General features: G+C 62.0%; 17 protein-coding genes. 15 read left to right on the forward strand and 2 right to left on the reverse strand.

Features of this window, described 5'->3' with window-relative positions:
• Positions 1-1,197: ComEC/Rec2 family competence protein (locus tag VEZ38_RS12800; RefSeq protein ID WP_324893958.1), on the forward strand; the 1,197-nt coding region annotated here is incomplete at its 5' end.
• Positions 1,198-1,230: 33 nt separating this feature from the next.
• Here the strand turns inward: VEZ38_RS12800 and VEZ38_RS12805 are convergent.
• Positions 1,231-2,139, reverse strand: a complete 909-nt coding sequence (locus tag VEZ38_RS12805; RefSeq protein ID WP_324893959.1) for an AraC family transcriptional regulator — start codon at positions 2,137-2,139, stop codon at positions 1,231-1,233.
• 137 nt (positions 2,140-2,276) lie between these two features.
• Here VEZ38_RS12805 and VEZ38_RS12810 point away from each other — a divergent pair, with 137 nt between their 5' ends.
• The 4 genes from VEZ38_RS12810 to holA all read left to right on the forward strand — a co-directional run bounded on the left by VEZ38_RS12810 (position 2,277) and on the right by holA (position 8,155).
• On the forward strand, positions 2,277-4,946 hold the full coding sequence (locus VEZ38_RS12810) for a glycoside hydrolase family 78 protein (protein WP_324893961.1): 2,670 nt from the start codon (positions 2,277-2,279) through the stop codon (positions 4,944-4,946).
• A gap of 260 nt (positions 4,947-5,206) precedes the next feature.
• Complete coding sequence (locus tag VEZ38_RS12815; protein ID WP_324893963.1) at positions 5,207-5,752, forward strand: RNA polymerase sigma factor; 546 nt, start codon at positions 5,207-5,209, stop codon at positions 5,750-5,752.
• A complete protein-coding gene (locus tag VEZ38_RS12820; protein WP_324893991.1) occupies positions 5,752-6,882 on the forward strand; it encodes a zf-HC2 domain-containing protein in 1,131 nt (376 codons plus the stop codon). The genes VEZ38_RS12815 and VEZ38_RS12820 overlap by 1 nt, the downstream gene beginning before the upstream one ends.
• Positions 6,883-7,117: 235 nt before the next feature.
• Positions 7,118-8,155: a DNA polymerase III subunit delta gene (gene holA / locus VEZ38_RS12825; protein WP_324893965.1), complete on the forward strand. Its 1,038-nt coding sequence runs from the start codon at positions 7,118-7,120 to the stop codon at positions 8,153-8,155.
• 116 nt (positions 8,156-8,271) lie between these two features.
• Here the strand turns inward: holA and rpsT are convergent, their stop codons facing one another.
• A complete protein-coding gene (gene rpsT, locus VEZ38_RS12830; RefSeq protein ID WP_324893967.1) occupies positions 8,272-8,544 on the reverse strand; it encodes a 30S ribosomal protein S20 in 273 nt (90 codons plus the stop codon).
• Positions 8,545-8,736: 192 nt separating this feature from the next.
• On the opposite strand from rpsT, the gene gpr reads away from it, so the two are divergent.
• The 10 genes from gpr to VEZ38_RS12880 form a co-directional block, all read left to right on the forward strand.
• Positions 8,737-9,738, forward strand: a complete 1,002-nt coding sequence (gene gpr, locus VEZ38_RS12835) for a GPR endopeptidase (RefSeq protein WP_324893969.1) — start codon at positions 8,737-8,739, stop codon at positions 9,736-9,738.
• A 144-nt stretch (positions 9,739-9,882) separates the two neighbouring features.
• Positions 9,883-10,968 carry a stage II sporulation protein P gene (gene spoIIP, locus VEZ38_RS12840; RefSeq protein ID WP_324893971.1) on the forward strand — a complete coding sequence of 362 codons (1,086 nt, stop codon included), beginning with the start codon at positions 9,883-9,885 and terminating at the stop codon, positions 10,966-10,968.
• 37 nt (positions 10,969-11,005) lie between these two features.
• A complete protein-coding gene (locus VEZ38_RS12845; protein ID WP_324893973.1) occupies positions 11,006-11,401 on the forward strand; it encodes a hypothetical protein in 396 nt (131 codons plus the stop codon).
• Between the two features lie 82 nt (positions 11,402-11,483).
• A complete protein-coding gene (gene lepA / locus VEZ38_RS12850; RefSeq protein WP_324893975.1) occupies positions 11,484-13,298 on the forward strand; it encodes a translation elongation factor 4 in 1,815 nt (604 codons plus the stop codon).
• A 78-nt stretch (positions 13,299-13,376) separates the two neighbouring features.
• Positions 13,377-14,543, forward strand: a complete 1,167-nt coding sequence (hemW, locus tag VEZ38_RS12855) for a radical SAM family heme chaperone HemW (protein WP_324893977.1) — start codon at positions 13,377-13,379, stop codon at positions 14,541-14,543.
• A 141-nt stretch (positions 14,544-14,684) separates the two neighbouring features.
• Positions 14,685-15,167 carry an N-acetyltransferase gene (locus tag VEZ38_RS12860; RefSeq protein ID WP_324893979.1) on the forward strand — a complete coding sequence of 161 codons (483 nt, stop codon included), beginning with the start codon at positions 14,685-14,687 and terminating at the stop codon, positions 15,165-15,167.
• 95 nt (positions 15,168-15,262) lie between these two features.
• Positions 15,263-16,288, forward strand: coding sequence for a heat-inducible transcriptional repressor HrcA (gene hrcA / locus VEZ38_RS12865; protein WP_324893981.1), 1,026 nt, complete (start codon positions 15,263-15,265; stop codon positions 16,286-16,288).
• 113 nt (positions 16,289-16,401) lie between these two features.
• Positions 16,402-16,965 (forward strand): nucleotide exchange factor GrpE, encoded by a 564-nt coding sequence (grpE, locus tag VEZ38_RS12870; protein WP_324893983.1) that lies wholly within the window; start codon positions 16,402-16,404, stop codon positions 16,963-16,965.
• Between the two features lie 60 nt (positions 16,966-17,025).
• Positions 17,026-18,870 carry a molecular chaperone DnaK gene (gene dnaK, locus VEZ38_RS12875; protein WP_324893985.1) on the forward strand — a complete coding sequence of 615 codons (1,845 nt, stop codon included), beginning with the start codon at positions 17,026-17,028 and terminating at the stop codon, positions 18,868-18,870.
• Positions 18,871-19,031: 161 nt separating this feature from the next.
• A partial coding sequence (locus VEZ38_RS12880) for a DnaJ domain-containing protein (RefSeq protein WP_324893989.1) occupies positions 19,032-19,468 on the forward strand: 437 nt, incomplete at its 3' end.

Below are 19,468 nucleotides of genomic sequence, written 5' to 3' on the forward strand. Positions count from 1 at the left end.
GTACCGATATTCAGCCTCGCCGTGCTGCCGCTCGGCTCGATCGCGCTGCTCGCGTCGTTCGCGTCGGAAGCGGCCGCCAAGGCGGCGGCCTTCCCCGCGGAGCGGCTGACCGCGCTCTGTTTCGAGGCGGTCGACCGCCTAGCGAGCGTCCAGGCGGCTTCCACGATTTGGGCGTCACCGCCGGGCTGGTGGATCGCGGCGTATTTCGCCTTGCTATGGACGGGGGCGCGGGCGGCGTCCGGGCGGATGCCGCTCGAGGCGCGCGCCCGGCGCGCCGTCGCCGCCTCTTGCGGCGCGCTCCTCGTCGTCTTATGCGTATACGCCTATGCGCCGAATGTCGCCGATCGCGCCGCGCTCGTCTCCGTGATCGACGTCGGGCAAGGCGACGCGATTCTCGTTCGGACGCCATCCGGAAAGCATCTGCTCATCGACGGCGGGGGCACGGTGCGCTTCGGCAAGCCGGAGGACGCCTGGAGAGCGAGGCGCGACCCGTTCGAGGTCGGCGACGACGTCGTCGTGCCCCTCTTGCAGCGGCGAGGCGTACAGGCGCTCGACGCGGTGTTCGTGACGCATGCCGACTCGGATCATATCGGCGGGCTGCAGGCGGTGCTGGAGCGGATTCCGGTGCGCGCCCTTGTGTTCAACGGCACCGTGAAGGAGGGGGCGACGAGCGAGAAGCTGTATCGGACGGCGATCCGCAAGGGCATTCCCCTCGTCCCCGCCTCGCGGGGCTGGCGGTGGGACGTCGACGGCGCGACGCGCATCGACGTGCTGTATCCGGAGCCTGCCGGCGGCGGGCTGCGCGTGGAGCCGGAGCAAAACGAGCAATCCCTCGCGTTTCTGTTGACCGTCTACGGGCGGAAGCTGCTGTTTACGGGGGATATCGGCGCCGCGGAGGAGCTGCGTATCGTCTCGGCAGGAGGCCTGAGCGGCGGCGGCTTCCCGACGGTAGACGTGCTCAAAATCGCTCACCACGGAAGCAAGACGTCTACGACCGAAGCGTGGATTCAGGCGTGGCGTCCGAAGGCGGCGGTCGTTTCCGTCGGTCGGACGAACGTCTACGGCCACCCGCATCCGACGGTCGTCGAACGGCTCGACCGCTACGGCGTCCGCACGTTCCGCACCGACGCGCACGGCGAGGTGCAGTTCCGGATCGAGTCCGGCGCGATCTCGGTTCGAACGATGCTGGAGCGGTAAGCGCCGGCAATATGTTGCCGCGGCGCAGCGTCTTCATTCCGGCTTGTCCGACGGCGCGTCGGGGCCGAACGCTTTCGCGCGGCGACGGTATTCGCTCGGCGTGGCGCCCGTCGTTCGCTTGAACGTCGCGTTGAAGGCGTCGATATCTTTGTAGCCGACCGATTCCGCGACGACGCCCACCTTCCAGTCGGTCGTGCGAAGCAGCTCGCAGCCTCGGCGGACGCGAAGGTTTTGCAGATACCGATAGTAGGTTTGTCCGGTATGGCGCAGAAACAACCGCCGAAGATGCCTTTCGCTCCATCGGCCGATCGCCGCGAGCTCCGCCAGCGTCAGCTCCTGATGCGCGTTGCGGTCGAGGTAGGCGAGCAGCGCGGAAAATTCGGAGGGGAACGCTTCGTCTCGGGACCGGCTCGCGGCGGCCGACGTCGACCGGCGGAGCGTTACGATCAACCGCAGCAGCAAGGCGCAGAGCAGGTCGGCAGAGCCTGTTCCCGGCAGCATAAATTCGCGGTGCAGCTCGAGAAACAACCGTTCGACGGCGCCGTCCGCGTCCGTGCCCGAGACGACGGACATGCCGGTGTCGGCCAGCGCGACGAGGTACGCTGCGATATCCGGGTCGATCGCGGATCGGCCGAGCCGTAGGAGCAGGTCGGCGGAGGCGACGCAATTGTAGACGACTAGCGGCGAGCCGGCCGGGTCGGGCGCCGTCGGGCGAAAGACGTGGGAGACGCCGATCGGGATGACGAAGAAATCGCCCTTGCGCACCGGCTGCACGCCGTCGGCGATATGGTGGAAGCCTTTGCCCTCGGAGATATAAACGAATTCGACGAAATCGTGATCGTGCAGCGGGTATGCGAAGCTCTCGGCATTTCGATTCACGAATAGCTGCAGCCACGAAGGGAAGTAGGCGTCCCCCCGGAGCGTATGGATCGGTCTTTTCACGTGTAAAGAGCCCCCTCCGCCGCAATGTCCGTTCTTGCGGGATACGTTGTCCGCATCGCCGGTAAATCTCGTTCGGAACGCTTTTATAATTAAATATGGCAGGTTTCCGATTCGAGTCAAGGAGGAAATGATTCAACATGAGCGTACAGGTATACGACCTTCGTTGCGAATACAGACGGCAGCCGCTCGGGATCGACGTGAGGCGCCCGAGAATCAGCTGGAAGCTAAGCGCCGACGAGCGGGGCGAGCTCCAAACCGCTTACCGCATTCAGGTGGCGGCCGACGACGGCTTCGCATCGCCGATCTGGGATTCCGGCAAGGTGGAATCGGACGAGAGCGTCCACGTCGAATTGCCGGCGTTTATTTTGGAAAGAAGAAAGCGCTATTATTTCCGGGTGCAGGCGTGGAGCCGCGCCGGCGAACCGTCGCCGTGGTCCGAGACGAGCTTTTGGGAGACGGGCATGCTGGAGTCTTCCGCTTGGACGGCGAACTGGATCGCCGCCCCGAAAGGGTCGCCGGACGCGGAGGAGCCGGAGCAGTGTCCGATGCTGCGCCGCGGCTTTGCCGTCGACGGCGAAGTGACTTCCGCGCGAATCTACGCGACGGCGCGCGGCTTGTACGAGCTCGAGCTGAACGGCCGCAGAGTGGGCGACGCCTGCTTCGCGCCGGGCTGGACCAGCTACGGCAGCCGGATTCAGTATCAAACGTACGACGTGACGGAGCTGCTGCAAAGCGGCGAAAACGCGATCGGTGCCTTGCTCGGCAATGGATGGTATAAAGGAAATATCGCATGGAAGGGGCAGCGGAATATTTACGGCGATCGCCGGGCGCTGCTGCTGGAGCTGCATATTGCCTACGCGGACGGCCGGACCGAGCGGATCGCGACCGACGCCGGCTGGAAGGCGGGGCATAGTCCGATCCTCATGTCGGAAATTTACCACGGAGAGACGTACGATGCGAGGCTCGAGCGACCGGGCTGGAGTTCGCCGGGCTTCGACGACGGCGATTGGGAGGCGGTCGAGACGCTGGCGTACGGCTATGACGAGCTCGTCGCGCAGGAGAATGATCCGGTCAGGAGCATCCAAGAGCTTGCCCCGATCGACTCCTTCACGACGCCGGCGGGCGAGGTCGTGCTCGACTTCGGCCAAAACATGGTCGGGCGGGTCCGGTTTACCGTGCAGGGGGAAGCCGGCGACGAGGTGATGCTGGAGCACGCGGAGGTGCTCGATCGCGAAGGCAATTTCTACACGGAAAATTTGCGAGCCGCGAAGCAAACCGTACGCTATATATTGAAGGGCGGCGAGAAGGAAACGTTCGAACCGCGCTTTACGTTCCAAGGCTTTCGTTACGTCCGGCTGACCGGCTTCGGCCCGTCCCCGAACGCGGCCGACTTCGTCGGCGTCGTGCTGCACACCGACATGGACAGAACCGGACGTTTCGCCTGCTCCGATCCGCTGGTCAACCAGCTGCAGCATAACATCGAATGGGGACAGAAGGGCAACTTCCTCGACGTGCCGACCGACTGTCCGCAGCGCGACGAGCGATGCGGCTGGACCGGCGACGCGCAGATGTTCATTCGTACGGCTGCATATTTGACGAATATCGGGCCGTTCTTTACGAAGTGGCTGCGCGACCTACGGGCCGATCAGATGCCGGACGGCGGCGTGCCGTTCGTCATCCCGGACGTGCTCGACCCGGAGGTTCACTCGTCGTCCGCTTGGGGCGACGCGGCGGTCATTTGCCCGTGGACGATATATTTGTGCTACGGCGACAAGCGCATCTTGGAAGAGCAACACGACAGTATGAAGGCATGGGTGGAATACATTCGCGCGCAAGGCGACGACGAATATTTGTGGAACACCGGATTCCATTACGGCGATTGGCTGGGGCTCGACTCGAAGCCGGACAGCTACGTCGGGGCGACCGACCGCGATTATATCGCTACGGCGTTTTACGCGTATTCTACCTCCCTCTTGCGCAAGACGGCGGAAGTTTTGGGCAAGGAAGAGGATGCCGCTGCCTATGGCGCGTTGTACGAACGCGTCGTGGCCGCGTTCCGGAACGAGTTTTTCACGCCGACGGGCCGGCTGTCCGTGCCGACCCAGACGGCCGCGGTGCTCGCGCTCATGTTCGAGCTCGTCGAAGGCGAGGCGCGGGAGCGGACGATTCGCAAGCTCGAATCGTTGCTCGAAGAGTCGAAATACCATCTGACGACGGGCTTCGTCGGCACTCCGTATTTGAATCACGTGCTAAGCAGGATCGGGCGCAACGACGCGGCTTACAAGCTGTTGTTCCAGCAAGACTATCCGTCCTGGCTGTACCAGGTGACGAAGGGCGCGACGACGATTTGGGAGCATTGGGACGGTATTAAAGAGGACGGCAGCTTCTGGAGCAAGGATATGAATTCTTTCAACCATTACGCGTACGGTGCGATCGGGGATTGGCTGTACCGCGTCGTGGCCGGCATCGATACGGACGAATCGCGGCCCGGGTACAAGCACGTTCGCGTGCGGCCGCAGCCGGGCGAAGGGCTGACGTGGGCGGAGGCGAGCCTGGAGACGATGTACGGAGAGGTTCGCTCGGCATGGCGGAAGGGCGAGGACGGTTCGTTCACGCTCGAGGTGACGATCCCGCCGAACGCGACGGCCGACATTGTCGTTCCCGCACCCGAAGGGGCGACCGTGCGCGAGTCCGGCGAGCGCCTCGACGGCGCATCGGGCGTCGCCTCGGCGCAGCCGGTCGACGGCGGGTGGCTCGTTGCGGTCGGCTCCGGCGTCTATCGCTTCGAAGTTTCGCAAAACCAATAATTGACGTGAGGCAGCAGAAATCCGAAAATTACGCGCCGCCGGTCGCTCAAGCGATCGGCGGCGTTTTCGGGTTCGACCCCTTCCCCCGGGTTTGTAAAGAATTGGACGGAAGTAGTTCTCAAACGCGCGGCTATCCCGGACGGCCCGAATCGCGTCGAGGCGGCCGTAGTCAGAAAATCTTCGATAGAGTAGAATCGTAATGGTGCAACATTATTTTCGCAAGGCGCGTCTGTAAGGATGCAAGAAAGGGGGAGCCCATCTTGGTGGAGCAAAATCTGATCAGAGCCGCTCAATCGGGCGATCGCGACGCCCTAATCGCGCTGCTGCGCGAGATTGAAACGCATGTCTACCGAACGGCATACTACATCTTGAATAACGAACAGGATGCCATGGATGCGGCGCAAGAAGCGCTCATCCGCATTTATACGAAGATAGATTCTTACGAGGAAAAGGCCCAGTTTAAAACGTGGGTGCAGCGCATCGTCACGAACATTTGCATCGATAAGTTCCGCCGCGCGAAAGCGACGGTTTCGATCGATGAGCATGAGATGGTATTCCCGACGGATAATAACGTCGAGGAGGAAGTCATGGCTTCCTACGCGGCGAAGGATATACGGGAGGCGATCGATCGCCTGCCCGAGCATCACCGGACCGTCGTCGTGCTTCGGTATTTGCAGGACTTTTCCTATACCGAAATCGCGGACTCGTTGGGATTGCCTTTAAACACAGTAAAGTCGTATCTATTCCGGGCGAGACGACAGTTACAAACACTCCTTAGCGAGTATCAGAAAGGTGGTGTACGGTGATGACTTGCGAAGAGGTGATGGATTATATGCAACGGCACCTGGACGGCGATTTAAATAGCGAAGAGCAAAAGCGCATGCACGAGCATCTGGAAGGCTGCTCCGATTGCGCGGATATGATGGAACGGCTCGCGCGGATCGATCAGGATCTCGCCAACCTGCCGAAGGTCGTGCCGGCGTTCAGCTTGGTCGACGCGATTATGCCGCGGCTGCAGCAGATCGACGCGGCGTCCGGCGAGGCGACCCCGACGCTCGAAGCGACGAGCCGCGCGGCGAAGCGTTCGGCTTCGCGGCCTTGGTACGCTCGTGGCGGCTTCGTCCGCTACGGCGGCTTCGCGGCGGCGGCGGCGGTGCTCGGCGTGCTCGTGGTGAACGGCCTGACCGATTCGTTCGGCGACGTCGCGACGCGCTCGGAGTCTTCGAGCGCGGGCAGCGCGGAGATGGGCCTGATGATGTCGAAGGAGGAAGCCTCGGCGAATATGGCGGACTCGGCGTTGAAGCGCGATGCGGCGCCGGAAGCCCCGGCGGCGATGGAAGCGGCGCCCGCCGCGGATACGGCGGACCCGAACGCCTCGGTGTCGGACGCGCCCGACGCGGCGCCGGAGCCCACGCCGAGAGCGGAAGCCGGGGACGCGAAGACCGGCGGCGACGTCGGCGTCGCCGAAGCGCCGAACAGCGAGCCGGTACCGGCCGGGGAGCCGGCGCCGGCCGAGTCGGTGCATGGGATGCAAGGCGGCGGCGTCGTCGCGGCGGACGAAGCGCCGGCGGAAGCGCTCGCGCCGAAGAATGCCGGCTCCGAGCCGGCCGAGGCGCGCTACGGCCTCACGGGCGACCCCGTGTCGGAGGAAGACGCGAAGGCGGTCGACCAGTACGGCGCGCCGGCGCTCCTGTCCGACGACGGCGCCTATGCCGCTTCGGTGCAGCCGACGGCCGACGGGGGACTCGTCGTCGTCGTCGATCGTCTCGATGGCGATGGCGACTATGTCTCCGCGTATACCTGGGCGTCGAACGGCACGAAGGTCGAACTCTCGGGCTGGAAGGGCACGACGATCGAGTATACGGTCACGTCCCCGGGCGGCGTCCGTACGTTCGCCATCGACGCGGCGACGGGGACGGAGACGGAAATCGACTGACGGATGCACACTTTCCGCGCGCCGCGCGTATGATGTTGCAACAGAGAAAGGTCCCAGCCGCCGATATATCCGCTGTGGAAGAAGGGTCCTAGGTCTTCTTCCAGGCGTTTATATAGATGTGAATGGGGACGAAGGGATCGCGCCTCGAAGCGTAAAGCTTTGACGCGGTCCCTTTGTTGTTTTACGATGGAGTACGGAGTTATCCGCATTCGTCGCGAAACGAGGTACGTTAGCCATGGATTACAAGCAAGCCGCTCGAGAATGGTCCCAAGGGACCGTCCGGCCGATGTACATATTGCACGGCGCGGAGGGGTACGTAATGGGGGAATGGCTCGACCTGCTGGTCGCGTCCTGCCTCGACCCCGATACGAAAGATTTCGCCCTCAGCAAATACGACCTGGCGGATACGCCGCTGGAGACGGCGATCGAGGATGCGGAGACGCTGCCGTTCCTGTCGCCGCGCAAGCTCGTGATCGCCTCCGGCGCTTATTTCTTGACTGGCGGTCGCGACCCGTCGCGCGCGGAGCATAACGTCGACGCGCTGCAGCGATACGCCGCCGCGCCGGCGGAGCATGCGACGCTGGTGCTGACGGTGCCCGCGGAGAAGCTCGACGAGCGCAAAAAAATCGTAAAAACGCTGAAGAGCGCCGCCGTCGTGCTGCCGTTCGCGCCGCTAGGACCTGCGGAGCTGCAGCAATGGGTCGCGAAGAAGGCGTCCGGCCGGGGCGTACGCATCGAGCCGGATGCGATCGAGGCGCTGTTGGCGCGGGTAGGCGGAAGCTGCGCGGCGCTGGCGTCGGAGATGGAGAAGCTGTCGCTTTACGTCGGGAAGGGGAACGCGATTCGCGTCGAGCACGTGGAGGCGCTGGCCGTACGCACGACGGAGCAGAACGTGTTCTTGTTGGTCGAGGAAATCGCCAAGCTTCGGCCGGAGCGGGCGATCTCGATGTACCACGACCTGCTGAAGGAGAAGGAGGAGCCGATCAAGCTGCTTGCGTTGATCGCCCGCCAGTTCCGGATGATGCTCGGGGCGAAGGAACTGACGAAGCAAGGGTTCTCGCAATCGCAGATCGCCTCGCAGATCGGCGCGCACCCTTATGCGGTGAAGATCGCGGCCGAGCAAGCGAAGCGGTTTCGCGCGGAGACGCTCGAGCGGCTCCTGCTGGAGCTGGGGGATCTCGACTATGCTATGAAGACGGGGGCCGTGGACAAGGCGCTCGGGCTCGAGCTTTTTATTTTGCGGCTCGGCGCGGCGGCCGCTGCGGCGCGGTAACGGCATGGGCGCCGCCCCCGGCCCGGCGTCCGACGGCCGACGGCCCCTCAACGAAAAAAGCCTCCGACCGATTGGTCGGAGGCTTTCATGCGTACGATGACTGCTTACGATACACGTTACGCTTGCGCGGAAAGCTCGTTCACTTTCTTCGCGAGGCGGGACTTCTTGCGGGCAGCGGCATTCTTATGAAGCAATCCCTTCGTGACCGCCTTGTCCAGCTTCTTGGTTGCGTTCAGGAGGGCTTCCTTTGCCTTCTCCACGTCCGTCTGCGTAAGAGCCGTCTCCGCCGCTTTCACAGCTGTGCGCAGCGCGGATTTCTGGGAAGCGTTGCGAACGCGGCGCTTCTCGCTTTGTTTCACGCGCTTCTCAGCGGATTTAATGTTAGGCATGTCGTTTCACCTCCTTGATTGACAACCGGGCAGGGTGTTCCAAAGTCAACTTTTCATATTATAGCGCGGGCGATTCGAAAAAGCAACTGTTTTCCATTCCGGCCTTCTCCCGCGCTTAAAGATTGCATAAGCGGAGCCGCTCCGCAGCACACTACGGCTATGCGTACATAGGGAAAGGAGCGTGCATACAGCATGGCTTTGGATTTAAGCGCGTACTCGGTCCGCACCGACCTCGCCGTCGAAGCGCGGGAGATGGCCTCGCAGGGCGGAAGGCAGCCGATCCCCGGCGTCGAAATGGAGACGACGGAGGAGAAGGGCGTTACGATTACGAAAATCGATATCTCGACCGAGCAAGGCGCCCAGGCGCTCGGCAAACGTCCGGGGCATTACTTGACGATCGAGGTGCCGGGTCTTCGAACGAAGGATACGGAATTGCAAGATCGGGTGGCGACGTTGTTCGCGAAGCATTTCGAAGCGTATCTTGCGAAGGCAGGCATTACGAAGGAGTCGAAAGTGCTCATCGTCGGGCTCGGCAACTGGAATGTGACGCCGGACGCCCTCGGACCGATCGTCGTGGAGAACGTCATGGTCACTCGCCATTATTTCGAGCTCATGCCGGATCAAGTCGCGCCGGGCTATCGTCAGGTGAGCGCCGTCGCCCCGGGCGTGCTCGGCATTACGGGCATCGAGACGAGCGAAATCGTGCAGGGCATCGTCGAGAAGTCGAAGCCCGACGTCGTCATCGCGGTGGACGCGCTCGCCTCGAAGGCGCTCGAGCGCGTGAACACGACGATCCAAATCGCCGATACCGGCATTCACCCGGGCTCGGGCATCGGCAACAAACGCAAGGGGATTACGCAGGAGTCGCTCGGCGTGCCGGTCATCGCGATCGGCGTACCTACGGTCGTCTACGCTTCGACGATCGTAAACTCGACGATCGAGATGCTTGCGCAAAATTTCGGCAAGCAGACGGAGCATACGAACGCGATCCTCGGCATGCTGCCGGCGATGACGGAGCAGGACCGGCTCGGCATGGTGCGCGAGGTGCTCGATCCGCTCGGGCACGATCTGCTCGTGACGCCGAAGGAAATCGATCAATTCATCGAGGACATCGCCAACATTATCGCGAGCGGCCTCAACGCCGCCTTGCACGACGCGGTCGACACGAATAACGTATCGGCATACACGCACTAAGCGTAATTCTGCCCGCGCGGCGGACGGCCTTCTCCGTCGCCGCGCTTTTTGCCGCCTCCGGTTCTATTCTCTCGTTCCGCTCATAGAGTAGGAATATCAGTAGATTGAGAGACCGCGCCACCGCGCGGCGGAGGAGGAACCCACATGAATCGATGGAGCATGCGTCTTGCGACCGCGTTGGTAACGGCTTGCGTCGCGGTCGGCGCGGCGGGCCTCGCGAGCTCGAACTCGGCGTCGTCCAAGCTGTCCCTCGGCGGCGCGACCGCCGTCGTTTCCGGCGCGGTGTTGGCGAACGTTTCGCTGGACTTGCCGGGCGCGCGAAGCGGGCTGGGAGATACGTTGTTGCTGTCGGAAAAGGAATCCGTCGTCTCGTCGCAGGGGACAAGCTCGGAAGCGGCGGCGGAGCAAACGTCCGCCCCGTCGGACGAAGCCGCCGAATCCGTTGTCGGCGCCGATGCGGCGGTCCCGGCCGCGGCGACTGCACCCGCGATTCCGCCGGCCGAGTCCGCGAAGACCGGGGCAGCGTCGCCAGAGGCCGCTCGGACGGATCGAAAGCTCGTCTTCATCTATCATTCCCATAACCGGGAATCCTGGCTGCCGGAGCTTCGGGGCACCGCCAAAGACCGGCCGAACGAAGCGTTCGACGAGAGCGTCAACGTCTCGCTGCTCGGCGAGCGGCTGCGGCAGCGGCTCGAGGAGGACGGCGTCGGCGCCGTCCATTCCGGGACGGACTACAATACCGCGGTGCCGAACTTTAATTACAACTACTCCTACAAATATTCGAAAACGACCGTGAAAGAGGCGCTCGCCGTCCACGAGGATTTGGTGTATTTGCTCGATATTCATCGGGATTCGTCCCGCCGGGATTCGACGACGATCACGATCGACGGCGCCGATTACGCGAAGCTGTATTTTATCGTCGGACAAGGCAATCCGAACTGGAAAGACAACGAAGCGCTGGCGCAGCGCATTCACGAGAAGATGGAAGCGGCGCTGCCCGGCGTGTCCAAGGGCATCCTGACGAAGGGCGCGAAGCACGGGCACGGGGAGTACAACCAATCGTTGTCGAAGGGCAGCGTGCTCGTCGAAATCGGCGGCGTCGACAACACGCTCGAAGAGAGCTATCGAACGATCGACGCGCTGGCGTCGATCGTGGCGGAGCTGGCGAAGGACGCCGTGAAGGCGAACGCCGAACCGGCCGGCGGGACGACGCCGGCGGCCGCGCAGTAACGAGATGGCGAAGAAGAAGAGAAAGGGAGGTCTCGGCATGGATTCGAAAACGGGCAAAGCGGCGTTGTTCGCTGCGCTGCTAGCCGTGTGCGTCTTCCTCGGCGTCGAGCTCGCCGCATCGGGCATCGAACGCGTCGAAGGGACGGCCGTCGGAGCGCGCCCGGCGGCCGGGGCCGACGCCGAGCCGCGCGCGGACGGCGCCGGCGCGGAGCGGGCGACGACGGCGCCGCCAGAGACGGCGCTGCCGGCGGAAGAGGGCGAAAACCCGCCCCCGTCCGACGCCGTATCCTCCTCCGCCGCGCCCCCGGACGCCGCCGCCGCTCGCTCGAGCCTCGTCAACCGCGTCTCCCTCGGTCTCGGCGACGCGCTCCGGTACGTCGCGCAGGGCGCGATCCGTTTTATCGCCGACGTCTTCGGCGCCGTCATGCATTGAGCATGCGCAATCGATCTTTGCCCAATCCTCCCTCTATTGCTATAATAGTGAGGATGTACGGCAATTTTCGACGGGGTGACTTATGTCTACGATGGATTCGCGGCAAAGCAAGGTTCGCAACTTCTGTATCATCGCCCATATCGACCATGGGAAATCGACGCTTGCCGACCGTATCCTGGAATACACGGGCGCGGTGCAGCAACGCGAAATGCAGGAACAGCTGCTCGACCAGATGGACCTGGAGCGGGAGCGCGGCATAACGATTAAACTGCAAGCCGTCCGGCTTCAATATAAAGCGGACGACGGCGAGGTATATACGCTTAACTTGATCGACACGCCGGGGCACGTCGACTTCACGTACGAGGTGTCCCGAAGCTTGGCGGCCTGCGAAGGCGCGCTGCTCGTCGTCGACGCGGCGCAGGGCATCGAGGCGCAGACGTTGGCGAACGTGTACCTCGCGCTCGACAACAATTTAGAAATTTTGCCGGTCATCAACAAGATCGACCTGCCGAGCGCGGAGCCGGAGCGCATCCGCCAGGAAATCGAGGACGTCATCGGCCTCGACGCGAGCGAAGCGGTGCTGGCGTCCGCGAAGGCCGGCATCGGCATTAAGGACATTCTCGAACAGGTCGTAAAGAAAGTGCCGGCGCCGAAGGGCGACTCGAACCTGCCGACGAAGGCGCTCATTTTCGACTCTCACTATGATCCCTATAAGGGCGTTATCGTGTACGTGCGCGTCATGGACGGCGTGATCAAGGCTGGCTCGAAAATCCGCTTTATGGCGACCGAGAAGGAATTCGAGGTCATCGAGGTCGGCGCGTTCCGTCCGAAGATGGCGAGCGTGGACGAGCTGCGGGCCGGCGACGTCGGCTTCGTCGTGGCGGGCATCAAGAACGTGAAGGATACGCGGGTGGGCGATACGATTACCGACGCGAAGCGCCCGGTCGCCGAGCCGCTGCCCGGCTACCGGCGCATCAACCCGATGGTGTTCTGCGGACTGTACCCGATCGAGACGTCCGACTATGCGGAGCTGCGCGAGGCGCTCGAGAAGCTTGAGCTGAACGACGCGTCGCTGCGATACGAGCCGGAGACGTCGCAAGCGCTCGGCTTCGGCTTCCGATGCGGCTTCCTCGGCCTCCTGCATATGGAAATCATCCAGGAGCGCATCGAGCGCGAGTTCAATATCCCGCTGCTGACGACCGCGCCGAGCGTCGTGTTTAAGGTGCACCTGACAGACGGGTCCGTCATGAGCATCGACAACCCGGCCAACATGCCGGAGCAGCAGAAGATCGACCATATCGAGGAGCCTTACGTCAAAGCTTCCGTCATCGTGCCGAAGGATTTCGTCGGGGCGATTATGGACCTCTGCCAGACGAAGCGCGGCGACTTCATCGACATGCAGTACCTCGACGCGACGCGCGTCACGCTTATTTATGACATTCCGCTGTCGGAGATCGTCTACGACTTCTTCGACCAGCTGAAGTCTCGCACGAAGGGCTACGCGTCGTTCGATTACGAGGTGTCCGGGTACAAGCGGTCGAACCTCGTGAAGATGGACATTCTGCTCAATAACGAAAAGGTCGACGCCCTCTCGTTCATCGTGCACCGGGATAACGCATACAACCGCGGCAAAATTTTGTGCGAGAAGCTCAAGGACATCATCCCGCGCCAAATGTTCGAAGTGCCGATTCAGGCGACGATCGGCCAGAAGGTCATCGCGCGCGAGACGGTGAAGGCGATGCGCAAAAACGTCCTCGCCAAATGCTACGGCGGCGATATTTCGCGGAAGCGCAAGCTGCTCGAGAAGCAAAAAGAAGGCAAGAAGCGAATGAAGCAGGTCGGTTCGGTCGAGGTGCCGCAGGAGGCGTTCATGGCGGTGCTCAAGATCGACGAATAGACGCGACACGCCCCGGCGGCAACGACGCCGGGGCGCCGCATTTCCGCGGGCGCGGCGCGATAGGAGGTGTACGCACGCATGCGACAAAGAAACGAAACGCCGGAAGCGGTATACATTCATATCCCGTTTTGCACGAACAAGTGCCATTACTGCGACTTCAACTCTTATGTATTGAAGGGGCAGCCGGTGCACGAATATCTCGACGCGCTGGAGCGGGAGATGGAGGCGACGGCGAAGGCGACGCCGCCGGGACGAATCCGAACCATATTCGTCGGAGGCGGCACGCCGACCGTGCTGACGCCGGACCAGATGGAGCGGTTTCTGCGCTCGGTGAAGGCGTACTTCCCTGGGGTGGCGCCGGATTACGAATTCACGATGGAGGCGAATCCGGGCACGACCGACCTCGAGAAGCTGCAGGCGATGAAGGAGGGCGGGGTCAACCGGCTGTCGTTCGGCGTGCAGTCGTTCGACGCCGGTCTCCTGCACGCGATCGGCCGCATCCACTCGGTGGACGACGTGTACCGCAGCGTCGACAACGCGAGGGCGGCCGGCTTCGACAACGTGTCGATCGACCTGATCTTCGGCCTCCCGAATCAGACGATCGCGCAGATGCGCGAGACGCTCGATCGAGCGCTCGAGCTGCGGCTGCCGCATCATTCGATCTACAGCCTGAAGGTCGAAGAGAACACGCTGTTCCATACGCTGTACGAGCGGGGCGAGCTCCCGCTGCCGAAGGAGGAGGACGAGGTGGAGATGTTCCGTCTCATCATGGACCGCCTTCGCGAGGCCGGGTACGAGCAGTATGAGATCAGCAACTTCGCGAAGCCGGGCTTCGAGAGCAAGCACAATACGGTCTACTGGCGGAACGAGAGCTATTACGGCCTCGGCGCGGGGGCGCACGGATACGTCCGCGGCGCGCGCCACGTCAACGTCAAGGGAATTCAGCCGTACATCGACGCGACGAAGGAAGGGCTCCCGACGCTCGAGCGGTACGAGGTCGGCGAGGCCGAGGCGATGGAGGATTTTATGATGGTCGGCCTTCGGCTGTTGCGCGGCGTCGACCGGGACGACTTCCTCGCCCAATTCGGCCGCGAGCTCGAGGCCGTCTTCGGTCCGACCCTCGAGCGGCTGCAGCGCCAAGGGCTGCTGGAGCCGACGCCGATCGGCTGGCGTTTGACGCGGGACGGCATCCTGCTTGGCAACGAAGCGTTCGGCGCGTTCCTCGGCGCGGGGATGTCCGCCTGATTTATGTCCCGTTTTCCGGAAGACCCACGCAAAGCATTCCCTCACAGCGTATGTTACGTTGTGCAGGGAATCTTTTTTATTCGAAGCGTATTGTAGCCCTATTCATTTTGTTGTATATTTATTCAATCATATTCTCTACGGATGGTGGGATGCGCCGTGATCCAAACCGCGGTATGCCGGGAGGCGACGATCGACGACGTCGATTTTCTATACGAATTGATTCAAAGCTACGCGACGACCGGCATTATGCTGCCTCGGACGAAAGAGATGCTCCGGGAGCAGATCGATACGTTCGTCGTGGCCGAGGTCGACGGCCGGTTGGTCGGCTGCGGCGCGCTGCTTCGGCTCGGTCCGGACTTGGTGGAAATCCGCTCGCTCGGATTAGACCCCCAGTATAAAGGCCAAGGCATCGGAAACAAGATCGTCGAGCTGCTCGAGCGTCAGGCGAGGGCGCAGGGCATTCCGAAGCTGATGGCGCTTACGTACGCGGTGAATTTCTTCGAACGGAACGGCTTCTCGATCGTCAATAAAGAGATTTTTCCGGAAAAGGTTTGGCGAGACTGCATCCACTGCAAGAAGCAGCATAATTGCGACGAAATCGCCGTGCTGAAACGGCTAGATTGACTTGACAACGACCCTCCCGATTCGGTATGTTTGGAGTAGTTAGCACTCATCGATATGGAGTGCTAATCACGACGACGACCGGGGAGGGTTGCGTTTTGTTATCCGAACGTCAGAAGATGATTTTGTCGGCCATCGTCGACGATTATATTCGTTCCGCGGAGCCGGTCGGCTCGCGAAGCATCTCGAAGCGAGGGGACGTCGGGTACAGCGCCGCCACCATCCGCAACGAGATGTCGGATCTCGAGGAGCTCGGGTTTCTCGAGCAGCCGCATACGTCCGCGGGGCGCATTCCCTCGAACAAGGGCTATCGCTACTACGTCGATCACCTGCTGAGTCCGGGCTCGCTGTCGCCGGTCGAGAAGGAATCGATCAAGGCGTTCTTCGAGAGCAAAATTCAAGAGGTCGAAGGCGTCGTCCAGCACGCCGCGTCGATTCTCTCGAGCCTCACGAATTATACGGCGATCGTGCTCGGCCCGGAGACGTACAAGACGACGCTTGCGTCGCTTCAGCTCATTCCGCTGAACGAACGCTCCGCCGTCGCGATCATCGTGACGAACACCGGCCATGTCGAGAATCGCACCGTGTCGATTCCCGAAGGCGTGCCGGTCAACGAGATCGAGAAGTTCGTTAACGTGATGAACGCGAAATTAAAGGGCGTACCGCTTTACCGGCTGCGCTCGAAGATGTACACGGAGCTCGTCACCGAGCTCAGCAAGCATGTAGCCGGCTACGAGGACTTGATTCGCGTCGTCGAGTCGGTGCTGCAAGGGGACGAATCCGACCGGCTGTATTTGGGCGGAGCGACGAACATGCTGACGCAGCCGGAGTTTAAGGACGTCGACAAGGTAAAGACGATTCTGGATCTGTTCGATCAAACCGATACGATGCTTCGCGTCTTCTCGGCGACGCCGGCCGGCATTCAAGTGAAGATCGGCGGCGAGAACAGCTTGGAAGCGATCAACCATTGCAGCATTATTACCGCGTCGTATTCGATCGACGGTCAGCCGGTCGGCTCGATCGGCATTTTAGGCCCGACCCGGATGGATTACCGGAAGGTGATCGCCGTCCTCGACTTGTTCACGAAGGATTTGACGAACAGTTTGTCCCGCTGGGTCCGATAACGTCGGTCGATGCGCAGGAGGCGTTTCGTCTCCTGCTTTTTGCCGCGTTCTTTCGCGCGTTTCCGCCTATCGGCGCAAGGGCATACTGGAGATGATAAGGAGGTGAGGAGCGCATGAAACAGGAGATGGAGAATCAAAACCCGGCGACTGGGGAGCCGGAGGAGGCGGTCGACGCCGCGGCGAACGCGGAGCCGGTCGAGGCGGAGCCCGCGCAAGACGCAGGCGCTTCGGAGGTGGAGGCGCTGAAGCTTGCCGCGGAGGAGCATTACCAACGGTATTTGCGCACGCAAGCCGACTTCGATAATTTCCGTCGGCGCGCCCGCACGGAGAAGGAAGAATTCGCGAAATACGCATCGCAGAAGCTGATCGAGGGGCTGCTCCCGATCGTCGACAACTTCGACCGGGCCGTGGCCGCAAGCCGCGAACAGCGCGATTTCGAGTCGCTCGCGAAGGGCGTCGAGATGATTCAACGGCAGCTCGCCGCTTTGCTCGAAGGCGAAGGCCTGAAGGCGATCGAGGCGGTCGGCCAGCCGTTCAACCCCGAGCTGCACCAGGCGATCATGCAGGTGCCCGCGGAGGAAGGCGGAGCGTCCGGCATCGTCGTGGAAGAGCTGCAGAAGGGATATATGCTGAAAGAGAAAGTCATTCGCCCGTCGATGGTGAAGGTCACCGAATAACGAGACGGCGGAATCATCTTCACACACATAGAACATAGGAACTTTAAGGAGGAACTCGTTATGAGTAAAGTGATCGGCATCGATCTCGGGACGACCAACTCTTGCGTAGCCGTGATGGAAGGCGGCGAGGCGGTCGTCATTCCGAACCGCGAGGGCAACCGGACGACGCCGTCCGTGGTAGGCTTTAAGAAGGACGGAGAGCGCATCGTCGGCGAGACGGCGAAGCGCCAGGCGATAACGAACCCGGAGCGCACGATCATCTCGATCAAGCGCCACATGGGCACGAACCACAAAACGACGATCGACGGCAAAGAATATACGCCGCAAGAAATTTCGGCGATGATTTTGCAGAAGCTGAAGGCGGACGCGGAGGAATACCTCGGCACGTCCGTTACGCAGGCGGTCATCACGGTGCCGGCGTATTTCAACGATTCGCAGCGCCAAGCGACGAAGGACGCGGGCAAAATCGCGGGCCTTGAAGTGCTTCGCATCGTGAACGAGCCGACGGCGGCGGCGCTCGCCTACGGCCTCGAGAAGAGCGAAGATCAGACGATTCTCGTGTTCGACCTCGGCGGCGGCACGTTCGACGTCTCGATCCTGGAGCTGAGCGACGGCTTGTTCGAGGTGAAGGCGACGAGCGGCGACAACCGGCTCGGCGGCGACGACTTCGACGAAGTGATCATGAATCACCTGGTCGCCGAATTCAAGAAGGAGCAGGGCGTCGACCTGTCCAAGGACAAAGCCGCCGTGCAGCGTCTGAAGGACGCGGCGGAGAAGGCGAAGAAAGAGCTTTCGACGGTGCTCACGACGACGATTTCGCTGCCGTTCATTACGGTCGTCGACGGCGTGCCGCAGCACCTTGAGATGAACCTGACCCGCGCGAAGTTCGAGGAGCTGTCCGCGGATCTCGTCGAGCGTACGATGGGGCCGACGCGCCGAGCGCTGCAGGACTCGGGCCTCTCGGCAGACAAGATCGACAAGGTCGTTCTTGTCGGCGGTTCGACGCGTATTCCGGCCGTACAGGAAGCCGTGAAGAAGCTGATCGGCAAGGAAGCGTATAAGGGCGTCAATCCGGACGAAGTCGTCGCGATCGGCGCGGCGGTGCAGGCAGGCGTATTGACGGGCGACGTGAAGGACGTCGTATTGCTGGACGTGACTCCGCTCTCCCTCGGCATCGAGACGGCCGGCGGCGTGTTCACGAAGATGATCGACCGGAACACGACGATTCCGACAAGCAAGTCGCAGGTGTTCTCGACGTACGCGGACAACCAGACGTCCGTCGAAATTCATGTGCTGCAAGGCGAGCGCGCGATGGCGGCGGACAACAAGACGCTCGGCCGCTTCATCCTCGGCGATATTCCGCCGGCGCCGCGCGGCATCCCGCAAATCGAGGTGACGTTCGATATCGACGCGAACGGCATCGTGAACGTCAGCGCCTCGGATAAGGGCACGGGCAAGAGCCAGAAGATTACGATCACGTCCTCGAGCGGCCTCACCGACGAGGAGATCGACAAGATGGTGAAGGAAGCCGAGCGCAACGCGGAGGAAGACCGCAAGCGCAAGGAGCTCGTCGAAGTGCGCAACAATGCGGATCAGCTCGTCTATACGGTCGAGAAGACGATCAAGGATCTCGGCGACAAGGTGGACGCTTCCGAAATTCAGAAGGCCGAGGAAGCGAAGGAAGCGCTCAAAAAGTCGCTCGAGGGCAGCGATATCGACGACATTAAGGCGAAGACCGAGCAGCTGTCCGGCATCGTGCAGCAGCTGTCCGTGAAGCTCTACGAGCAGATGGGCGCACAGCAGCAAGCGGGCGCGGCCGGGGCCGGCGCGGATGCGGGCGGTTCGGCGAAGAAGGACAATGTCGTCGACGCAGACTACGAAGTGGTTGACGATAAGGATAAGTAAATCGGGATGATGCTGTAGATCGAAGCCCAAGCGCGCTTGGGCTTCGATGTACTTCGACGATTCAGCACGTATATCCTGCGAAAGAAACACCTGAATCGTCTCGGTAAACGGGGGCCGTCCGAATCGGAGGGCGAAGCCGTTTACCTTTGGAGGGGTGAGAAGTGGCGAAACGTGACTATTACGAGGTGCTCGGGGTTCAGAAGGGGGCATCCGCGGACGAAATCAAGAAGGCGTACCGCCGGCTCGCGCGGGAATACCATCCCGACGTGAACAAGGCGCCGGACGCGGCCGACAAATTCAAGGAAGCGAAAGAAGCGTACGACGTCCTGTCCGACGACCAGAAACGGGCGAACTACGACCGCTTCGGCCACGCGGACCCGAACCAGGGCGGCTTCGGGGGCTTTGGCGGCGGCGCGGATTTCGGCGGCGGCATTAACGATATCTTCGACATGTTTTTCGGCGGCGGCGGCCGGCGCAATCCGAACGCGCCGCAGCGCGGAGCCGATCTCGAGTATCAGATGCATATTGAATTTAAGGAAGCCGTCTTCGGCAAGGAGATGGACATTACGATCCCCCGCACCGAAACGTGCGACGTGTG

The organism is Paenibacillus sp. (assembly GCF_035645235.1).
Classification (GTDB): Bacteria; Bacillota; Bacilli; order Paenibacillales; family YIM-B00363; genus Paenibacillus_AE.